The organism is Mammaliicoccus sp. P-M59, from assembly GCF_022386135.1.
Classification (GTDB): Bacteria; Bacillota; Bacilli; order Staphylococcales; family Staphylococcaceae; genus Mammaliicoccus; species Mammaliicoccus sciuri_A.
In genome coordinates this window covers 791,301-812,774 of record NZ_JAJNJJ010000001.1, presented here as the reverse complement: position 1 = coordinate 812,774, position 21,474 = coordinate 791,301, and the positions used below count along the sequence as shown (strand labels likewise).

Here is a 21,474-nt window from a genome sequence, read left to right as displayed (position 1 = left end):
TAAGCGTTTACATATAAGGGGATCAAAACTTTCTGGGGGAAATTTTGATTAATAAAATTCGGTTAACAGAGTATTCTAAAGGGGAATACTCTGTTTTTTGGTGTTTTGAATAATATACGTTATAATATGTGAGACATTTCGAAAGGATGGCTAATATATAATGAAACAATTAATGCTCAAAAAAGGAAAAGAAGATAAATATTTAAGAGGATATCCTCTAGTTGAAAAAGACGACGTTTTTGATATGCCTAAAATGGATGAAGGTGAATTAGTTGCACTTGTTGATGCAGGTAAAAGATTCATAGCAACTGCATATTATGGTGAACAAAATAAAGGTATAGGTTGGGTATTATCATTAGACTCAACTGAGAAGATTGATCATAACTTTTTTGTAAAGTTATTTGAAGAAGCTAAAAATGATAGAGCATATTATGAAAATGTAGATGGTATCAATGCATATAGATTATTTAATGCTGAAGGCGATGGAATTGGTGGACTGACAATTGATCATTATGACGGTCATTTATTAGTTCAATGGTACTCAGTAGGTATATATCGATTAAAAGATAGAATATTACCTGCAATTAAAGAAGTCTTCGATTATAAATCAATTTTTGAGAAAAGAAGATTTAAAGGAATGGAAACAGCGTCAGACTTCGTAACGGGTGAAGCACCAGAATTTCCATATGTCATAGAAGAAAACCATATGTTCTATAATATTAACCTTGATGATGGGCCAATGACAGGTATTTTCTTAGATCAAAAAGATGTTAGAAAAAAATTAAGAGACCACTATAGTCAAGATAAAGATATATTGAATTTATTTAGTTATACGGGTGCATTTTCAGTTGCAGCAAGTGAAAATGCTCTATCTACTACAAGTGTGGATTTAGCTAATAGAGCTAGACCATTAACTGAAGCAAACTTTGGTTTAAATACTATGGATCTTAATCAGAACCATATATTTATAATGGATGTATTTGATTATTTCAAATATGCTTTAAGACATGGTTTAAGTTATGACGTTGTCGTTATTGATCCACCAAGCTTTGCACGTAATAAGAAAAAGACTTTTAGTGTTCAGAAAAACTATCCTGAATTAATTGAAGGTGCATTAGAATTATTAAACGAGAATGGTAACTTAGTGTTAAGTACAAATTCAAGTGCTTTTCCACAAAAAGCATTCAAAAAAATGATTAATCAAACATTAGATCAATTAGGTGTAGATTATACAATCTCTGATGTAATGGGATTACCTAAAGACTTCAAGAGTCATCCACACTATAAACCAAGTAAATACTTGAAAGTCGTATTCGTACAAATAAATGGTTAAAATTTCCTAGTTCGGGTATATATTATTATAATAATGTTTGAATATAATCGAACTGTGAGGAGAATGGAAACAATGGGAATTTTCGATAAAATTACGACAAAAGCAGGTAATAAAGCATTTGGTATACAAGAAATAAAGAAACGTTCTGAATTACCAACTTCACAAGAAGAATTGTTAGAACGTAGAAAAAAAGCTAAAGAACTTATTCATAAGAAGTCATTAATGTCTTCAGCTGCAAATGTAGTACCAATCCCAGGACTTGGTGTTGGTATGGATATTAAATTAATGGGCGATATCATTGAAGATATTAATAAAATTTATGGATTAAGCCATAAACAAGTTAATAAAATGCAAGATGATTTAAAACAAAAAGTTTTAACATCAGCTGCAATGAGAGGTAGCCAGTTTATTGGTCAAAAAGTAACGAATGCAATGGTAAAAGTTATATTTAGATCAGTTGTAAAAAGAGAAGCGGCAAAACAATCAAGATGGGTACCATTAGTTGGACAAGCAGTTGCTGGTTCAATTAGTTATTATTTAATGAAAAAAATGGGTGAAGATCACATTAAAAAATGTGAAACAGTCATTCAAGACTTTATAGGTGAATAAAATATTGAAATAAGCTAAGGCATTTTGTAATGTCTTAGCTTATTTTTGTGTAATTTTTTATTTTATATTTGCAATTATTCTGAAAACGCTTTATAATCAAAATGTAAACTAAAGTTTGAAATATAAACAAATGTTTGTGAGGTGAAATTAATGAATGAAAATGAAAAATTAATTCTTAACTTAATTAAAGAGAATCCTTTTATATCACAACAAGAGTTATCGGATAAAGTTGGTTTGTCTAGACCTGCAGTTGCAAATATTATTTCAGGTTTAGTTAAGAAAGAATATGTTCAAGGGAAAGCATATGTGTTAAACGAGCAAAATCCAATTGTTTGTATTGGTGGGGCTAACATAGATAGGAAATTTCATATTACAGACGAATTAGTGCAGGGTACTTCAAATCCAGTAACTTCTGAAACTTCTATTGGTGGCGTTGCTAGAAACGTTGCTGAGAATTTAGGACGCATCGGTGAAGATGTTCTGTTATTAACGACTTCAGGTAATGATGCAGAGTGGCAACATATTTCTGATTTATCATCACCATTTATGAATGTGGATTATGTTGAGAAGATTTCTAGTGAATCAACGGGAAGTTATACGGCATTGTTAGATCAACATGGTAGTATGACGATGGGGTTTGCGGACATGTCAGTATATGACAAAATTACGCCAGAATTTATGATTAAAAACACATATTTACTCAATAAATCAAAATGTATTATTGCAGATTTAAACTGTCCTAAAGAGACGATAGAGTTTTTATGTTCATATGCAGAGAAGAAAAAGATTAAATTAGTATTGATTGCAGTTTCGGGACCTAAAATGAATCGTCTACCTCATAATTTACATGCGGTTGATTGGCTCATATTAAATAAAGATGAAGTTGAATCATTCGCAGGTAAAGATGCACAAACAGAAGCAGAATTAATTCAATACATTGGTGAAATTAGATCACTAGGTGTGAAGAACTTAGTTGTGACATCAGGTAAAGATAATATTATTTATGATGGTGAGGAAGGTCAACGACAATTTGAAGTTAAAAAAGTGGATAATGTCGTTGATGTAACAGGTGCCGGTGATGCATTTACATCAGGTTTAATTTATGGATGGTTGAAATCATATGAAATCGACAAAATTATTGATTTAGCAAAAGCAAATGCATCTAAAACAATTCAAACAGCTTATACAGTAAGACAAGATTTAGATAAAAAACAATTAATTAAGGACATGGAGGCTTTATAATGGAAAACTATATTCAATTTTCAAAAGAAGTAGAAAAAGCAAAAGAGGAAGGTAAAGCAATTGTTGCTTTAGAATCTACAATTATTTCACATGGTATGCCTTATCCTCAAAACGTAGAAATGGCACAAAAAGTAGAACAAATTGTAAGAGATAATGGTGGGGTACCTGCAACAATCGCAATTATTGATGGAAAAATTAAAATTGGATTGAGCGAAGAAGAATTACAATTATTAGCAAGTGCAGAAAATGTAGCAAAAGTTTCTAGAAGAGATATCGCTGAAATATTAGCAACTAAAAAAATTGGTGCAACAACAGTGGCTTCAACAATGATTTGTGCTCAATTAGCAGATATTAAATTCTTTGTTACTGGTGGTATCGGTGGTGTTCATAAAGGTGCTGAGCATACAATGGATATTTCTGCAGACTTAGATGAACTTTCAAAAACGAAAGTAGCTGTCATTTGTGCAGGTGCTAAATCAATTTTAGACTTAGACAAAACATTAGAATATTTAGAAACAAAAGGTGTACCGGTAGTTGGATATCAAACTGATGAACTTCCAGCATTCTTTACAAGAGAAAGTGGCCTTAAATTAAACACAAGAATTGATGAAGTAAGTACAATCGCGAAACTTGCAGAAGTACAATGGGACTTAGGTTTAGAAACAGGTATTGTTGTCGCTAACCCGGTACCAGAAGAGGATCAATTAGAGCCAAGTTTCATCAATGGTATTATTGACAAAGCAGTTGCTAAAGCTGAAGAAGAAGGTATTCACGGCAAAGATTCTACACCATTCCTATTAGGTGAAATCGTTAAGCAATCTGAAGGTAAATCATTAGAAACAAATATTAAACTTGTTGAACATAACGCTAAAATTGGTACACAAATAGCAGTTGAATACACGAACCTTCAAAAATAAAGAATAATCAGCTCAAATAATTGCATACTTATGTAATATGATTGAATTGTAAGTGGTTTTTTGATATTCTTTAATCGTATAGATAAAATTTGATTTTATACAAATTTAATATAGGTATCAGAAGGAGACAATAAAAATGGAACAAAATTCATACGTAATTATTGACGAAACGGGTATTCACGCTAGACCAGCAACAATGTTAGTTCAAACTGCATCTAAATTTGATTCAGATGTACAATTAGAATATAACGCTAAAAAAGTTAACTTAAAATCAATTATGGGTGTAATGAGCCTAGGTGTTGGTAAAGATGCTGAAATTACTATCTACGCTGAGGGTAGTGATGAGAAAGAAGCTATCGAAGCAATTACTGAAGTATTATCTAAAGAAGGATTAACTAAATAATGTCTGAATTATTAAAAGGTATAGCTGCATCTGATGGTGTGGCTATTAGTAAAGCATATTTATTAGTTGAACCTGACTTATCGTTTTCAAGCGAAAATATCAGCGATGTAGACGGCGAAGTTGAAAAGTTTAAAGCGGCTGTTAATCAATCAAAAGTTGAATTAACTCAAATTCGTAATAATGCTGAAAAACAACTTGGTGCAGATAAAGCTGCGATTTTTGATGCGCATTTATTAGTGTTAGAAGATCCAGAATTATTAAATCCAATTGAAGAAAATATTCGCAATAACAAAGTAAATGCACCTACTGCATTAAATGAAGTATCAACAAACTTCATTACAATCTTCGAAAATATGGATAATGAATACATGAAAGAACGTGCGGCAGATATTCGTGACGTTTCTAAACGTGTTTTGGCACATATTTTAGGTGTAGAATTACCAAATCCTAGTATGATCAATGAAAGCGTTATTATTGTAGGTGAAGATTTAACACCATCTGACACTGCGCAACTTAACAAAGAGTTTGTTAAAGGTTTTGCGACAAATATCGGTGGAAGAACTTCACACTCAGCAATAATGAGTCGTTCATTAGAAATTCCAGCTGTTGTAGGTACTAAAGATATTACTGATCGCGTTAACCATGGTGATAGTTTAATCATTGATGGTTTATCTGGTGATGTAATCATTAACCCAACAGATGACGAAGTTCAAGCATACGAACAAAAACAGAAAAACTTCTTAGCTGAAAAAGAAGAATTAGCTAAATTAGTTAATGATGAATCTGTTTCTAAAGATGGTGTTCATGTAGAATTAGCTGCGAATATTGGTACACCTAATGACTTAGAAGGTGTTAAAAATAACGGCGCAGAAGGTATCGGTTTATACCGTACTGAATTCTTATACATGGGTAGAGACAATATGCCTTCAGAAGAAGAACAATTTGAAGCATATAGCAAAGTCTTAAAAGAAATGGACGGCAAACGTGTTGTCGTTCGTACTTTAGACATAGGTGGAGATAAAGAATTATCTTACCTAAACTTACCTAAAGAAATGAACCCATTCTTAGGATATAGAGCGATTCGTTTATGTTTAGATCAAACTGATATCTTTAGAACACAATTAAGAGCTTTATTACGTGCTTCTGAATTTGGTAAGTTAAATATCATGTTCCCAATGATTGCAACTATTAAAGAATTTAGAGACGCTAAAGCAATCTTACTTGAAGAAAAAGAAAAATTAGTTTCTGAAGGTGTTAACGTTGCGGATGATATCGAAATCGGTATTATGGTAGAAATTCCATCTACTGCAGCACTTGCAGACATCTTCGCTAAAGAAGTTGATTTCTTCAGTATTGGTACGAATGATTTAATCCAATATACAATGGCTGCTGACCGTATGTCTGAGCGTGTTTCTTACTTATACCAACCATATAACCCTGCAATTCTTCGCTTAGTTAAGCAAGTAATTGAAGCTTCTCATAAAGAAGGTAAATGGACTGGTATGTGTGGAGAAATGGCTGGAGACAATACAGCAATTCCATTATTACTTGGATTAGGTTTAGATGAATTCTCTATGAGTGCGACAAGTATTCTAAAAGCTAGAAAGCAAATCAAACAATTAGATCAAAAAGAAATGCAAGAATTAGCGAACAAAGCAATTAACTGTGCAACAGAAGAAGAAGTTGTAGAACTCGTTAATCAAATTCTTTAAAATTAAAAAACAGAGTAGTTATCTCTTAACATTAAGTAGATAACTGCTCTGTTTTTATATGTGAATGATCTTTTCAGATTTTAATGAGCGTTCAAGTTGAATATCGCAATTTCAGGTGAACAAAATATTCTAATAGGTAGTCTTGTCATACCTATGCCTTGATTAACATAGAGGTATTGTCCAGTTCTAATTTGATACAAACCTTGTTTATATATTTTTCCATAAGTTGGAGTATAAATAGCGCCAATCTTAGGAAGTCGAACTTGACCACCATGTGTATGTCCAGAAAGTACTAAATGGATGTTTGGATCTAATAATTTAACTTTATCAGGTTCATGTACGAGTCCAATTCGAAAGTCTATACGACAATTAGTTACTTGGAATGAACTGCTAAAATTAGGCTGACCAAAACATAAATCGTCAATACCGTTAATCTGAATATTACCATCAGGTGTGTTGACGACGTAAGAATTGTTTAACAAGACTTCAAAACCCGATTTATTCATGATATCTAATACCGTATGAATGCCGTTTGAACCGTAATCGTGGTTGCCTGGAACAAAAAACTTTCCATATTTTGATTGAACTGTACGAAATAAAGGTATAACTAGATAAGGGTCAAATGAAATTTGAGCAATATCATCAAAACAATCACCTGTGAAACAAACAATATCTGCTTCTTGCTCATTGATAAGACGTACAAGTTGATATAAATTTTCTAAATTAGAATAATAACCTAAATGTAAATCTGTTATATGAATGAGCTTCAGATTTGATTTTAAGTTTGTATCAATAGAATGTGTGGTGACTTTAATTTTAGAACTTGGAAATTGAATCTTCATTAATGAATGCCTAATGCTTTATTAAAAGATTCTATATCAACTTGATAAAAAACTTCTCCATTAATGAGAACAGTAGGTGTTGAAAAACTGTCTAGATCAATAAGTTCGTTTTTAAATTGTTTGTTTTTTATATTTTTTTCTGTAAACGGAATTTCTTTTTCATTAAAATATTGTTTTACAAATTGGCAAGGGGGACACTGGTCTTGTGTATAAATTGTAACTTCACTCATAGCTTTCACCTCAACTTTATATAGACATATTATAAATGATTTTTTAAAGCGTTCAACGATTATGTCCTATTTTGCCATTAATTTGTCATTACTTTGTAAATGTTAAACATTTCACAAATGATTAAAGTGTTGTATAATAAGATTAAATTGTGATGTATATCACAAACGTTGAATGGAGGAATATTATGGATGCAGTAGTTATAAGTCGTTTACTAACTGCTATGACATTGGGATTCCATATCATTTTTGCAACAATTGGTGTGGGGATCCCATTAATGTTTGCAATTGCTGAATTCATAGGTATTAAGAACAATAATCCTATGTATATAGCAATGGCAAAACGTTGGTCTAAAGGGTATACGATTACTGTAGCGGTCGGAGTAGTTACGGGAACAATTATTGGTCTACAATTATCATTATTGTGGCCAGCATTTATGCAATTAGGTGGGCAAGTTATTGCGCTACCATTATTTATGGAAACATTCGCCTTTTTCTTTGAGGCTATTTTCTTAAGTATTTATTTATATACGTGGGATAGATTCAAAGGTAAATGGACGCACTTTTTAATTACGTTACCAGTAATTATTGGTGGTACATTCTCAGCGTTCTTTATTACATCTGTGAATTCTTTCATGAATACGCCAAATGGATTCGATTTTATCAATGGAAAATTGATGAACATTGATCCAATCGCTGCGATGTTTAATGCATCATTCGGTATTAGAGCATTTCACGTTATAGCGACTGCGTTTATGACAGCTGCATTTATTTTAGCAAGTATAGCAGCATATCGTTTAATTAAGAATAAATTTATAGACGATAAAGAATATCATAAAAAAGCTCTTAAACTTACAATGATAGTTGGTTTAATTGCGAGTTTACTTGCAATGTTAGCAGGAGATTTATCAGCTAAGTTCTTACATCAAGAACAACCTGAAAAATTAGCAGCTATGGAGTGGCATTTTGAAAGTGAATCAAAAGCAGACCTAGTATTATTTGGGGTAGTTGATGAAGATAAACAAGAAGTTAAAGGTGCTATTAAAATTCCTGGCGCTTTAAGTTTCTTATCAGATAGTAATTTTAATACTGAAGTTAAAGGATTAAACGAATTTAAGAGTGATGAAACACCACCACTTATCATTCACTATTTCTTTGATTTGATGGTATTCTTTGGTGTGTATTGTTTTGTCGTTTCAGCTTTATTTGTCGTATTAAAATGGGTGAAAAAATGGTCGCAATATAGTAAACCAATCTTATATTTAGCAGTATTAACGGGACCACTTGCAATGCTTGCAATTGAATTTGGTTGGTTCTTAGCTGAGATGGGTAGACAACCTTGGATATTAAGAGGTTACTTAAAAGTTGCAGAAGCTGCAACAAATGCTGATGGACTTGCACTTGTATTCATTGCATTCGCAATACTTTATTTAGTTCTTGGTATTTCATCAAGTTATGTACTTATTAGAATGTTTAGTCACAGTAAAGCGACTGATGATGTGAACAAAATAATAGACAGAAAGGGTGAAGTATAATGGATTATCAACATATAGGTATTACAGTGCTTTGGCTCTTTCTGTTTGGTTATATTATTATTGGTGCGATTGATTTTGGTGCAGGATTCTTCGCATTTCACGCTAAATTAACGAAGCAAGATCATATTATCAATAACTTGATTTCTAGATATTTAAATCCAGTTTGGGAAGTAACAAATGTGTTCTTCGTATTCTTCTTTGTAGGAATAGTTGGATTCTTCCCAGACTCTGCATATTATTTCGGGTCAACATTATTAATACCTGGTAGTATTGCATTAATTTTACTAACCATTCGTGGTAGCTTTTACGCATTTGAAAACTATGGACAAGATAGTAAGTTATCATGGTTATTCTTATATGGTGGAACAGGTTTACTGATTCCAGCATCATTATCAACCATTTTAACAATTGCTGAAGGTGGCTATATTAAAGAAACAAGTGATGGCGTTCACCTACAGTGGGTTGATTTATTATTAAGTCCATATGCATGGGCAGTTGTATTTTTAGCAATTATCTCAGTGTTATATATTTCATCAGGATTTTTAACATTTTATTCGAATAAAGCTAAAGATTCTGAAGCATATCATTTATTGAGACAGTGGTTCCTTATATGGGCAATTCCAATGATCATCATTTGTCAGTTCGTTTTCTTATCATTAAGACAACATAATGAAACGCATTTTAATAGTGCAGTCGGCAGCTATTGGTGGTTATTCGGTTTAAGTATTATATTCTTTATCATTGCTGTTGGATTAATATACTTTAAAAAAGCACACGGCGTTGCATTTATCATGATATTATTACAATTTGGTACAGCATTCTTCGGATATGGTGTAAGTAAATTGCCGTATATTTTAGATCCATTTATCAATATTGATAAAGCAGTTGTAAACGATCAAATGGCATTAATGCTTGTAATCGTATTTATTTTAGGTTTACTTTTACTCGTGCCATCGCTTATATTATTATTAAGATTATTTATCTTTGATGCTGATTACGTTAAAGGTAAAAAATAATATTATTATAAAGTATGGAGGCATATCATGAGTAGGGAGTATGTAGTTATAGGTTTAGGCCGATTTGGCGGAAGTATTGTAAGAGAGCTCAATGCTTTAGATATGGATGTAATGGCCATTGATGCAGATGAAGCAAGAGTGAATGAGTTCAGTGATATCGCCACACATGCGGTGATTGCAGATACAACAGATGAAGCGGTCATGAAAAGTTTAGGTATACGCAATTTCGATCATGTCATTGTTGCGATAGGTGAGAATATACAAGCGAGTACGTTAACAACATTAATTCTTAAAGAATTAGGTGTTAAAAAAGTTACAGCTAAAGCTCAGAACGATTATCACGCTAAAATTCTGAATAAAATAGGTGCGGATACTGTTGTCCATCCAGAAAGAGATATGGGTCGTCGTATCGCACATAATGTTGCTAGTGCATCTGTACTAGACTACTTAGAACTCTCTGATGAGTATTCAATTGTAGAAATTAAAGCAGGGGAAAGACTTGCTGGTAGTTCTATATTAGAATTGGATGTACGTGCAAATTACGGTATAAATATCATTGCGGTTAAAAGAGGTAAAGATATCATCGTAGCACCAGATCCAAATGAAAATATTGAATTTCATGATATATTAATCGTGATAGGGCATGACAATGATTTAAATAGATTTGAGAAAAAACTCGTAAACGAATAAAAGAACACCCGTAATTTTTAGAAATTACGGGTGTTTTAATGTTTTATTTAATTTTCATGATAATTGGTAAAATCATTGGTTTACGAGCTGTTTTTTCGTATAAATAAGGTTGTAAAGCTTCAGTAATTGTAGATTTAACGTGATGCCATTCTACTTTATCATTATTGTTTAGCTTCTCAATAACAGCTTTCTTGATTAATCGTTGTGCATCGTAAATTAAATGACCTGATTCTCTCATATATACAAATCCTCTAGAGATGATATCTGGACCTGAAAGCAGTTGTTTCGTTTTGAAATCTATACTTACAACAACTATTACAAGACCTTCTTCAGAAAGGACTTTACGGTCTTTGATAACGACATTACCGATATCTCCAATTCCGCTACCATCAACAAATACATTTCCTGATGGAATACGGCCAGCATATCTTGCAGAATCTTTTGTAAGTGCAAGGACATCGCCAATTTCATATACGAATATATTATCTGGATCTACACCACAGTTCACACCAGTTTCACTATGTTTCTTAAGCATTCTATATTCACCGTGAATCGGCATAAAATATTTAGGCTTAATTAAACGTAACATTAATTTTTGTTCATCTTGTGAACCGTGACCTGAAGTATGAATGTTAGATAATTTACCGTGAATAACATCAGCACCAGCTTTGTATAATGCGTTGATTGTTCTATTTACACTCTTAGTGTTACCTGGAATAGGTGATGAACTGAATACAACTGTATCATCTGGAATAATGCTGATTTGTCTATGTGTACCATTCGCAATTCTTGATAAAGCTGCCATTGGTTCACCTTGAGAACCTGTACATAAAATAAGAATTTCATGTTTAGGAACGGTATTAATTTTGTTAGGTTCAATAAATGTTTCAGGTGGTACTTTGATATAACCTAATTCTGTACCAATTTTTATGTTGTTCTCCATTGAACGACCGAAGACAACGATTTTACGATTGTATTTAACGGCTGCTTCAACAGCTTGTTGAACTCTATAAATATTAGAAGCAAATGTTGCAAAAATAATTCTACCTGAACATTTACGGAAAATCTCATCAACGTTTTGTCCAACTTCCTTTTCACTTAAAGTAAAGTTAGGAACTTCAGAGTTTGTAGAGTCTGATAACAAACATAATACGCCTTCTTCACCAAGTTGAGCCATTTTAGCAATATTTGCAGGTTTACCAACAGGTGTGAAATCAAATTTGAAGTCACCTGTATGAACGATTTTACCTTCTGGTGTATCTGCAATAATCCCGTATGCTTCTGGAATACTATGAGTTGTTAAATAAAATGAAATCTTGAAATGTTTAAATTCAAATACTGAATCTTCATCAATTTCATTTAATTGAGCTGTCTTCAATAAATTATGTTCTTCCAATTTATTTCTAATAAGACCTAAAGCAAGTGGTCCACTATAAATCGGAACATTCATTTGTTTTAATAAAAATGGGACACCACCAATATGGTCTTCGTGTCCATGAGTGATAAATAAAGCTTTCACTTTATGTTTATTTTGAATTAAGTACGTATAATCTGGTATCACGTAATCGATACCAAGAAGATCGTCATCAGGGAATTTAATACCTGCATCGATGACTATGATTTCATCTTGATATTCGAGGGCGTACGTGTTTTTACCAATTTCACCGAGACCACCCAGCGCGTATACGCCTACTTCATTTTTTTGTAAAGGCTTCATTTAGATTGTCTCCACATTAAAGTGATCTGATTTCTTTTCATATTCTAAATGAGCGCCCTCTAATTTTTGGACAAATTCGATATTGTAATTACGGTCAGATAAATATCTTCTAACTTGTTCTTCAGTTTGTCCTTCGAAATATTTTGTTTGTGTACTTTCACGTACGATTACTTCACTTTTGTCTTCTTGATAAAATACTTTAAATACTGCCATATATATAAATCCTCCTAGGTTAATTAACATAAATAAAGCCCTAGTTTTTAAGTCTAGGGTTTGTCAATTTCGAAATTTGATTCCCGTACATTTTTAAAAGTAATTATATGAAAATATATAAATACCTTTTTAATAAGTTCATTTTACATGATAATTAGAGATAAATAAAGATATTTAACTAAATCTTTCATATATATTGATTATCAACTAGAATAGAGACAAGGAGGCGATGAAAGTTGAATAAGAAATTAATATTTTTCGATATAGATGGTACAATCTATGATGAAAACAAAGAAATTCCAGAATCAACTATTGATGCGATAAAAAAATTAAAAGAAGCTGGCCATATCGTCGCAATTGCAACAGGTAGAGCACCATATATGTTTAAAGAAGTTATTAAAGAAACAGGTATTGATACTTTTGTTTCGCTAAACGGACAAATTGTTGTATATAATGGAGAAATTATAAGTAAATATCCATTAAATAAAGAGGAACTGACGAGCATAGTAGACAAAGCACATGCAAATAATCATCCACTAGTATTCTTCGGTGAAACTGCAGTATATGCAAATGTAGAAAGTGATAACGACATTTCTGAAAGTCTTGGAACATTAAAGATGGATTATCCAGAATATCACAATACATATTATCTTGATCACCCAGTCTATCAAGCGCTTATTTTCCATGCTGACGATGAAGATGACAAGTACGATAATCAATTCAATGCATTGAAATTCTATAGATGGCATCCACTAAGTAGAGATGTAGTGCCGAATGATCGTTCTAAAGCAGAAGGCATAAAAGAACTCAGTGATAAATTAGGATTCCCATTAAGCGAAGTAGTTGCATTCGGTGATGGACCAAATGATGTAGAAATGATTACTGAAGTAGGGTGTGGTGTAGCAATGGGAAATGCCGTTGACGCACTAAAAGAAGTTTGTGATTTTGAAACGAAACATGTAAGTGAAAATGGTATATACTATGCTTGTAAAGAATTAGGTTTGATAGATGAATAGGATGTGAATTTTATGGATAAGGTCGAACGCATCATCAAAACAATCGATGCAGAAAAAAACAGATCTGACAAACAATTTAAAGGAATAGAATTTAATATTCGAAAAAATGAAGTTGTGATGATCTATAACTATGATGAAATGATTAATAACGTTAAACAAGATCCACATTACATTCGACATAATAAAGATCCAGAATGGTTAAGTTTGGATGAATTAACCGCTATTCAAAAAGCATTAAAAGAAAAAAACATTCATTTCATCGAACGAAGAGATGAATTTATGTAATGAACAAAATTATGAAACAGAAAAACAGTAATCTACAATTGGAAGATTGAGATTACTGTTTTTTGATAGGAGAGAAGTTATAGTGGTGTGGTAGTTAGGGACAGAATTCCGAGAAGTGTCCGTAAGAAATGTTGTTAGGGACAGAATTCCGAGAAGTGTCCGTAAGGGGCGTTGTTAGGGACAGAATTCCGAGAAATGTCCATAAGATGGGGCATATCTAATTACCAGAATTCAGAATAGTGGAAGTTACAGCGTTCTAATTACCAGAATTCAGAATAGTGGAAGTTACAGCGTTCTAATTACCAGAATTCAGAATAATGATAGTTACAGCATTCTAATTACCACAATTCGGAATAATGACATTAAAAAGAGCGAATACCGACTGAATGGTATTCGCTCTTTTATCATCTTACTTATTAATTAATTTCTACTGCATCATCGAGTGGTTTGAATGGATCTTCTTCATTAATATAGTCATAGAACATGATGCCATTTAAATGATCGATTTCGTGTTGCAATACGATTGCTGGATATCCTTTGAATCTTTTCTTAAATGGATTTCCTTCTATATCGTATGCTTGAATTGTTATTTTATAATTACGATGAACGAGTCCTGGTTTAGCTTCGTCTACACTTAAGCATCCTTCTCCGCCATTTAAATATGCTTTTTGTACACTGTGGCTTACGATTTTAGGATTGATAAGTTGAAGTTCGATTTGGTTTCCTTTTCCGTCATCTTGTATATATACAGCTAACATTTTTTTAGAAACATTGATTTGTGGAGCGGCTAGTCCTACGCCAGAACGTAATTTGTATTTTTTAGCAAGATCTTCATCTTGAGAGTTCTTTAGGAATTCCATCATTTCATTTAATGTTTCTTTATCTTCAGTCGATACTGGTAATTCTACTTCTTCGGCTTTCTTTCTAAGTGTTTCGTGGCCGTCACGAATAATATTTTCCATCGTTATCATTTACATGCACCTTCCTCATATAAAATATTATCAAAAACTGGTCATTTTTACATCTATTATTAATTGTATAAATAAAAAAAACAGAGTAACATATTGATAGGATTAAAAGGAGGAATTACCAATGATTGGCAAGAAATTTGTAACATTAACATTAGCGACTTCAATAATTTTAACAGCGTGTGGTCAATCTAAAGAATCACTTGAATCTTTTTATAACAAAGTTGAAAAAGCAAATAAAGAAGAAAAAGTTATAGTTGATTTAAATGAGAAAATGACTAAGGCAGAAAAAGATAAAGTTAAAAAAATCGAAGCATTAAATAAAGCTAAAAATGATGATTTTAAAGCAAAAGCGAAAGAATTAACGGACGGCGTTAAAGATAGGGAAGAAATTGTAAAAGATGAAAAAGCTGCAATGAAGAAATCTAAGGACATTTATGAATCATCTAAAAAAGATTATAAAAATATAGAAGATGAAGAACAATTAAAAGAAGCTAAAGATTTAAAGAACGCTCTAGATGAAAAGTATAAGCTACATAATGATGTAATGAATGCTTATCAAGAAGTATTAAAAACTGAAAAAGATTTATTTAGTTATCTATCAAAAGACAATGCAACGCAAAAAGGTGCAAATGATCGTTCTTCTAAGTTGACTGAAGTTAATAAAAAGACTGAAAAAGTTGTAACAGATTATCAAAACACTTTAAGAAAAGTCCAACAAGAAAAGAAAGATGTTTCAGCTATTTTAGAAAAATAATTTGTATTAGTACAGCTAATATTATGTTTTAGTACAGTTACATAAAAACCTTTGATTTGTGGGGTTTTCAAGATGTTAGTATTTTTTATTTAACAGTAAAACAGTTTTGTGTTAGAATGATTAAGAAATGATTATTTAATATAGGGAAAGGTATGGTGAATTGAATGGCTCCGAGAAAAAAAGCCCAATTCGATGCAGTAGCGACTTTAAATGAAATAGAGTCTAAGTTTGAAATGGTTCAAGTTTTAGATGAAGAAGGAAATGTCGTAAATAGTGACTTGTTACCGGACTTATCTGACGAAGAACTTGTTGAATTAATGGAAAGAATGGTTTGGACTCGTGTTCTAGATCAACGTTCTATTTCATTAAATAGACAAGGACGTTTAGGTTTCTATGCACCAACAGCTGGACAAGAAGCTTCACAATTAGCTTCACATTATGCGTTAGAGAAAGAAGACTATGTATTACCTGGTTACCGTGATGTGCCACAATTAATTTGGCATGGTTTACCATTAACAAAAGCTTTCTTATTCTCACGTGGACACTTTATTGGAAACCAATTCCCAGAAGGTGTTAATGCTTTAAGTCCACAAATTATTATCGGTGCACAGTTTATCCAAACAGCTGGTGTAGCACTAGGTCTTAAAAAACGTGGTAAGAAAAATGTTGCAATTACTTACACTGGTGATGGCGGTTCTTCACAAGGTGACTTCTATGAAGGTATCAACTTTGCTTCTGCTTACAAAGCACCTGCAATTTTCGTAATCCAAAATAACAACTATGCGATTTCAACACCTCGTGACAAACAAACAGCTGCTAAAACTTTAGCTCAAAAATCAGTAGCAGTTGGTATTCCAGGTGTATTAGTAGATGGAATGGATGCATTAGCAGTATATGCAGTAACCAAACAAGCGCGTGAACGTGCAGTAAATGGTGAAGGTCCATCATTAATCGAAACATTAACTTACCGTTACGGTCCACATACAATGGCTGGTGACGATCCAACTCGTTACAGAACTTCTGATGAAGATTCTGATTGGGAAAAGAAAGATCCATTAGTACGTTTCAGAAAATATCTTGAAGCGAAAAACTTATGGTCTGAAGAAAAAGAAAACGAAGTAATGGAAAAAGCTAAAGAAGAAATTAAAACAGCTATTAAAGAGGCAGATAATACGCCTAAACAAAAAGTTACAGACTTAATGGAAAATATGTATGAAGAAATGCCTTACAATTTAGCTGAACAATATGAAATTTACAAAGAGAAGGAGTCGAAATAAGTCATGGCACAAATGACAATGATTCAAGCGATTAACAATGCGCTTCAAAACGAATTAAAAAGAGACGAAGATGTTCTATTATTCGGTGAAGACGTTGGTGTAAACGGCGGTGTATTCCGTGCAACAGAAGGTTTACAAAAAGAATTCGGTGAAGATCGTGTATTTGATACACCTCTAGCTGAATCAGGTATTGGTGGTCTAGCTTTAGGTTTAACGCTTGAAGGTTACCGTCCTGTCATGGAAATCCAATTCTTTGGTTTCGTATTTGAAGTTATGGACTCAATTGCTGGTCAAATAGCTCGTCACCGTTTCCGTTCAGGTAACTCTAAAGTGGCTCCAATCACAATCCGTGCGCCATTTGGTGGTGGTGTGCATACACCAGAATTACACGCAGACAACTTAGAAGGTTTAGTAGCTCAATCTCCAGGTTTGAAAGTTGTTATTCCTTCAAACCCTTACGATGCTAAAGGATTATTAATTTCTGCAATCCGCAGTAATGACCCAGTTGTTTATTTAGAACACATGAAGTTATACCGTTCATTCCGTGAAGAAGTACCTGAAGAAGAGTACGAAGTAGAAATCGGTAAAGCTAAAGTTAAACGTGAAGGTACAGATTTAACAATCATCACTTATGGTGCAATGGTTCAAGAATCATTAAAAGCAGCAGAAGATTTAGAAAAAGATGGTTATTCAGTTGAAGTTATTGACTTAATCACTGTTCAACCATTAGACATTGAAACAATTGTTAAATCAGTAGAAAAAACAAACCGTGTAATCGTAGTTCAAGAAGCTCAAAAACAAGCAGGCGTTGGCGCAAATGTTGTAGCTGAAATCTCTGAAAGAGCTGTTCTTTCATTAGAAGCTCCTATTGCACGTGTGGCAGCTGCTGACACTATTTATCCATTCACACAAGCTGAAGGTGTTTGGTTACCAAACAAAAAAGATATCGTAGCGCAAGCTAAAGAAACATTAGAGTTTTAATGCGCATTAAAATACGGATTTAATATTTAGGAGGAAAAAATCGTGTCATTCGAATTTAAATTACCAGATATCGGTGAAGGTATCCACGAAGGTGAAATTGTAAAATGGTTTGTTAAAGCAGGAGACGAAATTCAAGAAGACGATGTATTATGTGAAGTTCAAAATGATAAATCTGTCGTTGAAATTCCATCACCTGTTGCAGGTAAAATTGAAGAAGTTATGGTTGAAGAAGGTACAGTATCTGTTGTTGGTGATACAATTGTTAAAATTGATGCACCTGATGCAGAAGGTTTACAATTCAAAGGTCATGACGACGATGAAGAAGAAACTAAAGAAGAAGCACCAGCTGAAGAAGCAAAAGAAGAAGCAACTACTGCAACTCAATCAGAAAATGTTGATGAGTCTAAACGTGTAATTGCTATGCCTTCAGTTCGTAAATTTGCTCGTGATAACGATGTAAATATTAAAGCTGTTTCAGGTTCAGGTAAAAATGGCCGTATCTTAAAAGAAGACGTTGAAGCTTACTTAAATGGTGGCGCTACTACAGAGCAACCAGCTAAAGAAGAAGCTCAAACTTCATCTGAAGATACACAAACAGTACAATCTCCACAAGTACCAGAAGGAGAATTCCCTGAAACTCGTGAGAAAATACCAGCTATGCGTAAAGCAATTGCTAAAGCAATGGTTAACTCTAAGCATACTGCACCTCACGTAACATTAATGGATGAAATTGATGTTCAAGAATTATGGGATCACCGTAAAAAATTCAAAGAAGTTGCTGCTGAGCAAGGTACTAAATTAACATTCTTACCATATGTTGTTAAAGCATTAGTATCTGCACTTAAGAAATACCCAGCATTAAATACTGAATTTGATGAAGAAAATGGTGAAATTGTTCATAAACATTACTATAATATAGGTATAGCTGCGGATACTGATCGTGGTTTATTAGTACCAGTAGTTAAAAATGCTGATCACAAATCAATGTTCGAAATTTCTGATGAAATTAACGAATTAGCTGTTAAAGCACGTGACGGTAAACTACAAGCTAACGAAATGAAAGGCGCAACATGTACGATAAGTAATATCGGTTCAGCAGGTGGACAATGGTTTACACCAGTAATCAACCATCCTGAAGTAGCTATTTTAGGTATCGGTCGTATTGCTCAAAAACCTATCGTTAAAGATGGAGAAATTATTGCTGCACCTGTATTATCACTATCATTAAGTTTCGACCACAGACAAATTGATGGTGCTACTGGACAAAATGCAATGAACCATATTAAGAGATTATTAAATAATCCAGAATTATTATTAATGGAGGGGTAAAAATGGTAGTTGGAGATTTTCCTATTGAAACAGATACTATTGTAATTGGAGCAGGTCCTGGTGGATATGTTGCAGCAATTCGTGCAGCACAATTAGGACAAAAAGTAACAATCGTTGAAAAAGGCGAATTAGGTGGCGTATGTTTAAACGTTGGTTGTATCCCATCTAAAGCTTTATTATCAGCATCACACCGTTTCCACAACGCTCAACATTCAGAAGATATGGGTGTTGTAGCTGAGAAAGTAGCATTAAACTTCGAAAAAGTTCAAGAATTCAAAAATGGCGTAGTTAAAAAATTAACAGGCGGCGTAGCTGGATTAATGAAAGGTAACAAAATCGATGTTGTTAACGGAGAAGCATATTTTGTAGATGAAAATAACTTAAAAGTTATGACTGAAAAAGCATCTCAAACTTATACTTTCAAAAATGCTATTATCGCAACTGGTTCACGTCCAATCGAAATTCCTAATTTCAAATTTGGTAAACGTGTAATCGATTCTACAGGTGCATTATCACTTCAAGAAGTACCTAAAAAATTAGTAGTAGTAGGTGGCGGATACATTGGATCTGAGCTAGGTACTGCATATGCTAACTTTGGTTCTGAAGTAACAATCCTTGAAGGTGCTAAAGATATTTTAGGCGGATTTGAAAAGCAAATGACTCAAATCGTTAAAAAAGGTCTTAAAGCTAAAGGTGTAGAAATCGTAACAGAAGCGATGGCTAAATCAGCTGAAGAAACTGATAACGGCGTTAAAGTTACTTACGAAGCTGGCGGAGAAACAAAAGAAATCGATGCTGACTATGTATTAGTTACAGTAGGACGTCGACCAAATACTGATGAATTAGGTCTTGAAGAATTAGGTCTAAAAATGTCAGATCGTGGTTTAGTTGAAGTTGACGAACAAAGCCGTACTTCAATTAGCAATATCTATGCAATCGGTGATATCGTTGCTGGACCTCCACTTGCTCACAAAGCAAGTTACGAAGCTAAAGTTGCTGCTGAAGCAATTGCTGGTGAAAAATCAGCTGTAGATTACCTAGGTATTCCTGCAGTATGTTTCACTGAGCCAGAATTAGCTACAGTAGGTTACACAGAAGCTAGCGCTAAAGAAGAAGGATTAGAAATTAAAGCTGCTAAGTTCCCATTTGCTGCAAATGGTCGTGCATTAGCATTAAATGAAACTGCTGGTTTCGTTAAACTTATCGCTTTAAAAGAAAATGGTCTTCTAATTGGTGCACAAGTTGCTGGTACAGGCGCTTCAGATATCATTGCTGAATTAGGTTTAGCAATTGAAACAGGTATGACTGCTGAAGACGTATCATTAACAATTCATGCTCACCCAACATTAGGTGAAATTTCTATGGAAGCTGCAGAAGTAGCATTAGGAACACCTATCCATACAATGTAATCATAAAAATATAAGGCTGAGACATATTTATGTCCCAGCCTTTTTTTGTAAAGGAGTAGAAAACATGGAGTATAGTTATCCAATAGATGTGGATTGGACGCAAGAAGAGATTCTCGAAGTGATGGCATTTTATAACCTTATAGAAGATGCATATGAAAGTGAAGCAAATAGAGAACAATTAGACCAAGCATATAAAAATTTCAAAAAAATTATTCCTGGTAAATCTGATGAGAATAATTTTTATAAAGCTTTCAAAGAAGAAAGTGGTTATGATGGCTATAAAGTAGTAAAAGCTTTAAAAGAGAATAAAGAAGCGACAACGATTTCAGTTAAATAATATTATAAAATCCCCCAAAAAAGTGTTGAACTATAAAATGATTTCTGTTATTTTATTAAAGGTACTAAACTTAATGTTTAGTAAAAGTAAACATTACACTTTCTTGGGGGATTTATGAATATAGGAGAAAAACTTAAAAATTTAAGGTATCAAAAGAACCTAACACAAGAAGAACTTGGAGAGCGTACAGATTTATCTAAAGGTTATATTTCTCAATTAGAAAGAAATTTATCTTCACCATCTATGGAAACTTTTTTGAATATTTTAGATGTATTAGGGGTTGAACCGAGTGAGTTTTTTAATGAGAAATTGTATCAAGCTCGTATACATTATCCTGAACAAGAACACACAATATATGATGAATATGATTTAGGTTACAAAATAAAATGGCTCGTTCCAGATTCAAATGAATTTGAAATGGAACCTGTAATTATCACTTTGAAAAGTGGATCTAAATATAAAGCATTTAGCCCATCAAATTCTGAAACATTTGCATATGTAAAAAAAGGATTCATAACTTTGAATATAGGGAATCAAACATATACTGCTAAAAGTGGAGAATGTTTTTATTTTAAAGCGCATGAAACGCATCAATTTTTAAATCAATCTAGCAAAGATGCTGAGGTATTGATTGTAGCTACAGAATCGTATTTATAGGA

Annotated in this window: 23 protein-coding genes; 18 read left to right on the top strand and 5 right to left on the bottom strand. The window is 32.9% G+C overall.

Annotated elements, in window-relative coordinates:
* The first annotated feature begins 160 nt into the window (after positions 1-160).
* The 6 genes from LQ617_RS03940 (at position 161) to ptsP (ending at position 6,216) form a co-directional block, all read left to right on the top strand.
* The gene (locus tag LQ617_RS03940) at positions 161-1,333 is read left to right on the top strand and encodes a class I SAM-dependent rRNA methyltransferase (protein ID WP_204254992.1); all 1,173 of its coding nucleotides are present in this window, start codon (positions 161-163) and stop codon (positions 1,331-1,333) included.
* A gap of 72 nt (positions 1,334-1,405) precedes the next feature.
* On the top strand, positions 1,406-1,942 hold the full coding sequence (locus LQ617_RS03935; protein WP_025905191.1) for a hypothetical protein: 537 nt from the start codon (positions 1,406-1,408) through the stop codon (positions 1,940-1,942).
* Positions 1,943-2,092: 150 nt separating this feature from the next.
* A complete protein-coding gene (locus tag LQ617_RS03930; protein ID WP_239739594.1) occupies positions 2,093-3,184 on the top strand; it encodes a carbohydrate kinase in 1,092 nt (363 codons plus the stop codon).
* Positions 3,184-4,101, top strand: coding sequence for a pseudouridine-5'-phosphate glycosidase (locus LQ617_RS03925; protein ID WP_239739592.1), 918 nt, complete (start codon positions 3,184-3,186; stop codon positions 4,099-4,101). Before LQ617_RS03930 ends, LQ617_RS03925 begins: the two co-directional genes overlap by 1 nt.
* A gap of 136 nt (positions 4,102-4,237) precedes the next feature.
* Positions 4,238-4,504 (top strand): phosphocarrier protein HPr, encoded by a 267-nt coding sequence (locus tag LQ617_RS03920; RefSeq protein ID WP_016912884.1) that lies wholly within the window; start codon positions 4,238-4,240, stop codon positions 4,502-4,504.
* The gene (gene ptsP / locus LQ617_RS03915; RefSeq protein WP_037587406.1) at positions 4,504-6,216 is read left to right on the top strand and encodes a phosphoenolpyruvate--protein phosphotransferase; all 1,713 of its coding nucleotides are present in this window, start codon (positions 4,504-4,506) and stop codon (positions 6,214-6,216) included. The genes LQ617_RS03920 and ptsP overlap by 1 nt, the downstream gene beginning before the upstream one ends.
* Positions 6,217-6,296: 80 nt before the next feature.
* On the opposite strand, the gene LQ617_RS03910 is transcribed toward ptsP, so the two are convergent.
* Both LQ617_RS03910 and LQ617_RS03905 read right to left on the bottom strand, forming a co-directional pair.
* Positions 6,297-7,058 (bottom strand): metallophosphoesterase, encoded by a 762-nt coding sequence (locus LQ617_RS03910; protein WP_126476965.1) that lies wholly within the window; start codon positions 7,056-7,058, stop codon positions 6,297-6,299.
* Entirely contained in the window at positions 7,058-7,288 is a 231-nt protein-coding gene (locus LQ617_RS03905) for a glutaredoxin family protein (protein WP_107565766.1), read from the bottom strand. Before LQ617_RS03905 ends, LQ617_RS03910 begins: the two co-directional genes overlap by 1 nt.
* Before the next feature lie 185 nt (positions 7,289-7,473).
* Here LQ617_RS03905 and LQ617_RS03900 point away from each other — a divergent pair, with 185 nt between their 5' ends.
* From LQ617_RS03900 to LQ617_RS03890, 3 genes are read left to right on the top strand one after another with little or no spacing between them, the layout of a single operon-like run.
* Positions 7,474-8,820 carry a cytochrome ubiquinol oxidase subunit I gene (locus tag LQ617_RS03900; protein ID WP_037587409.1) on the top strand — a complete coding sequence of 449 codons (1,347 nt, stop codon included), beginning with the start codon at positions 7,474-7,476 and terminating at the stop codon, positions 8,818-8,820.
* Positions 8,820-9,836 carry a cytochrome d ubiquinol oxidase subunit II gene (locus LQ617_RS03895; protein ID WP_239739591.1) on the top strand — a complete coding sequence of 339 codons (1,017 nt, stop codon included), beginning with the start codon at positions 8,820-8,822 and terminating at the stop codon, positions 9,834-9,836. Before LQ617_RS03900 ends, LQ617_RS03895 begins: the two co-directional genes overlap by 1 nt.
* A 27-nt stretch (positions 9,837-9,863) precedes the next feature.
* Entirely contained in the window at positions 9,864-10,526 is a 663-nt protein-coding gene (locus tag LQ617_RS03890; protein WP_025905183.1) for a potassium channel family protein, read from the top strand.
* A 43-nt stretch (positions 10,527-10,569) separates the two neighbouring features.
* On the opposite strand, the gene rnjA is transcribed toward LQ617_RS03890, so the two are convergent.
* A complete protein-coding gene (rnjA, locus tag LQ617_RS03885) occupies positions 10,570-12,243 on the bottom strand; it encodes a ribonuclease J1 (protein ID WP_025905182.1) in 1,674 nt (557 codons plus the stop codon).
* A complete protein-coding gene (locus tag LQ617_RS03880) occupies positions 12,244-12,456 on the bottom strand; it encodes a DNA-dependent RNA polymerase subunit epsilon (protein ID WP_025905181.1) in 213 nt (70 codons plus the stop codon).
* 236 nt (positions 12,457-12,692) lie between these two features.
* Here LQ617_RS03880 and LQ617_RS03875 point away from each other — a divergent pair, with 236 nt between their 5' ends.
* Together LQ617_RS03875 and LQ617_RS03870 are read left to right on the top strand one after the other, a co-directional pair.
* The gene (locus LQ617_RS03875; RefSeq protein WP_103361904.1) at positions 12,693-13,472 is read left to right on the top strand and encodes a Cof-type HAD-IIB family hydrolase; all 780 of its coding nucleotides are present in this window, start codon (positions 12,693-12,695) and stop codon (positions 13,470-13,472) included.
* A gap of 12 nt (positions 13,473-13,484) precedes the next feature.
* Positions 13,485-13,757, top strand: coding sequence for a hypothetical protein (locus LQ617_RS03870; RefSeq protein WP_025905179.1), 273 nt, complete (start codon positions 13,485-13,487; stop codon positions 13,755-13,757).
* A 416-nt stretch (positions 13,758-14,173) separates the two neighbouring features.
* Here LQ617_RS03870 and def read toward each other — a convergent pair whose 3' ends face one another.
* Positions 14,174-14,728: a peptide deformylase gene (gene def / locus LQ617_RS03865; RefSeq protein WP_025905178.1), complete on the bottom strand. Its 555-nt coding sequence runs from the start codon at positions 14,726-14,728 to the stop codon at positions 14,174-14,176.
* 121 nt (positions 14,729-14,849) lie between these two features.
* On the opposite strand from def, the gene LQ617_RS03860 reads away from it, so the two are divergent.
* From LQ617_RS03860 to LQ617_RS03830, 7 genes are all read left to right on the top strand, one after another.
* A complete protein-coding gene (locus LQ617_RS03860) occupies positions 14,850-15,482 on the top strand; it encodes a YkyA family protein (protein WP_239739589.1) in 633 nt (210 codons plus the stop codon).
* A 164-nt stretch (positions 15,483-15,646) separates the two neighbouring features.
* Positions 15,647-16,759 (top strand): pyruvate dehydrogenase (acetyl-transferring) E1 component subunit alpha, encoded by a 1,113-nt coding sequence (gene pdhA / locus LQ617_RS03855; RefSeq protein WP_025905176.1) that lies wholly within the window; start codon positions 15,647-15,649, stop codon positions 16,757-16,759.
* 3 nt (positions 16,760-16,762) lie between these two features.
* Complete coding sequence (locus tag LQ617_RS03850) at positions 16,763-17,740, top strand: alpha-ketoacid dehydrogenase subunit beta (RefSeq protein WP_025905175.1); 978 nt, start codon at positions 16,763-16,765, stop codon at positions 17,738-17,740.
* A 42-nt stretch (positions 17,741-17,782) separates the two neighbouring features.
* Entirely contained in the window at positions 17,783-19,069 is a 1,287-nt protein-coding gene (locus LQ617_RS03845; protein ID WP_037587422.1) for a dihydrolipoamide acetyltransferase family protein, read from the top strand.
* A 2-nt stretch (positions 19,070-19,071) separates the two neighbouring features.
* Positions 19,072-20,478 (top strand): dihydrolipoyl dehydrogenase, encoded by a 1,407-nt coding sequence (gene lpdA, locus LQ617_RS03840; RefSeq protein ID WP_025905173.1) that lies wholly within the window; start codon positions 19,072-19,074, stop codon positions 20,476-20,478.
* Between the two features lie 64 nt (positions 20,479-20,542).
* A complete protein-coding gene (locus LQ617_RS03835; RefSeq protein ID WP_107577685.1) occupies positions 20,543-20,815 on the top strand; it encodes a UPF0223 family protein in 273 nt (90 codons plus the stop codon).
* Between the two features lie 114 nt (positions 20,816-20,929).
* Positions 20,930-21,472 carry a helix-turn-helix domain-containing protein gene (locus tag LQ617_RS03830; protein WP_025905171.1) on the top strand — a complete coding sequence of 181 codons (543 nt, stop codon included), beginning with the start codon at positions 20,930-20,932 and terminating at the stop codon, positions 21,470-21,472.
* Positions 21,473-21,474: the final 2 nt, after the last annotated feature.

Coding starts and splice junctions, on each gene's coding strand:
- LQ617_RS03940 (WP_204254992.1), top strand. CDS start 161: ATGAAACAATTAATGCTCAAAAAAGGAAAAGAAGATAAATATTTAAGA.
- LQ617_RS03935 (WP_025905191.1), top strand. CDS start 1,406: ATGGGAATTTTCGATAAAATTACGACAAAAGCAGGTAATAAAGCATTT.
- LQ617_RS03930 (WP_239739594.1), top strand. CDS start 2,093: ATGAATGAAAATGAAAAATTAATTCTTAACTTAATTAAAGAGAATCCT.
- LQ617_RS03925 (WP_239739592.1), top strand. CDS start 3,184: ATGGAAAACTATATTCAATTTTCAAAAGAAGTAGAAAAAGCAAAAGAG.
- LQ617_RS03920 (WP_016912884.1), top strand. CDS start 4,238: ATGGAACAAAATTCATACGTAATTATTGACGAAACGGGTATTCACGCT.
- ptsP (WP_037587406.1), top strand. CDS start 4,504: ATGTCTGAATTATTAAAAGGTATAGCTGCATCTGATGGTGTGGCTATT.
- LQ617_RS03910 (WP_126476965.1), bottom strand. CDS start 7,058: ATGAAGATTCAATTTCCAAGTTCTAAAATTAAAGTCACCACACATTCT.
- LQ617_RS03905 (WP_107565766.1), bottom strand. CDS start 7,288: ATGAGTGAAGTTACAATTTATACACAAGACCAGTGTCCCCCTTGCCAA.
- LQ617_RS03900 (WP_037587409.1), top strand. CDS start 7,474: ATGGATGCAGTAGTTATAAGTCGTTTACTAACTGCTATGACATTGGGA.
- LQ617_RS03895 (WP_239739591.1), top strand. CDS start 8,820: ATGGATTATCAACATATAGGTATTACAGTGCTTTGGCTCTTTCTGTTT.
- LQ617_RS03890 (WP_025905183.1), top strand. CDS start 9,864: ATGAGTAGGGAGTATGTAGTTATAGGTTTAGGCCGATTTGGCGGAAGT.
- rnjA (WP_025905182.1), bottom strand. CDS start 12,243: ATGAAGCCTTTACAAAAAAATGAAGTAGGCGTATACGCGCTGGGTGGT.
- LQ617_RS03880 (WP_025905181.1), bottom strand. CDS start 12,456: ATGGCAGTATTTAAAGTATTTTATCAAGAAGACAAAAGTGAAGTAATC.
- LQ617_RS03870 (WP_025905179.1), top strand. CDS start 13,485: ATGGATAAGGTCGAACGCATCATCAAAACAATCGATGCAGAAAAAAAC.
- def (WP_025905178.1), bottom strand. CDS start 14,728: ATGATAACGATGGAAAATATTATTCGTGACGGCCACGAAACACTTAGA.
- LQ617_RS03860 (WP_239739589.1), top strand. CDS start 14,850: ATGATTGGCAAGAAATTTGTAACATTAACATTAGCGACTTCAATAATT.
- pdhA (WP_025905176.1), top strand. CDS start 15,647: ATGGCTCCGAGAAAAAAAGCCCAATTCGATGCAGTAGCGACTTTAAAT.
- LQ617_RS03850 (WP_025905175.1), top strand. CDS start 16,763: ATGGCACAAATGACAATGATTCAAGCGATTAACAATGCGCTTCAAAAC.
- lpdA (WP_025905173.1), top strand. CDS start 19,072: ATGGTAGTTGGAGATTTTCCTATTGAAACAGATACTATTGTAATTGGA.
- LQ617_RS03835 (WP_107577685.1), top strand. CDS start 20,543: ATGGAGTATAGTTATCCAATAGATGTGGATTGGACGCAAGAAGAGATT.
- LQ617_RS03830 (WP_025905171.1), top strand. CDS start 20,930: ATGAATATAGGAGAAAAACTTAAAAATTTAAGGTATCAAAAGAACCTA.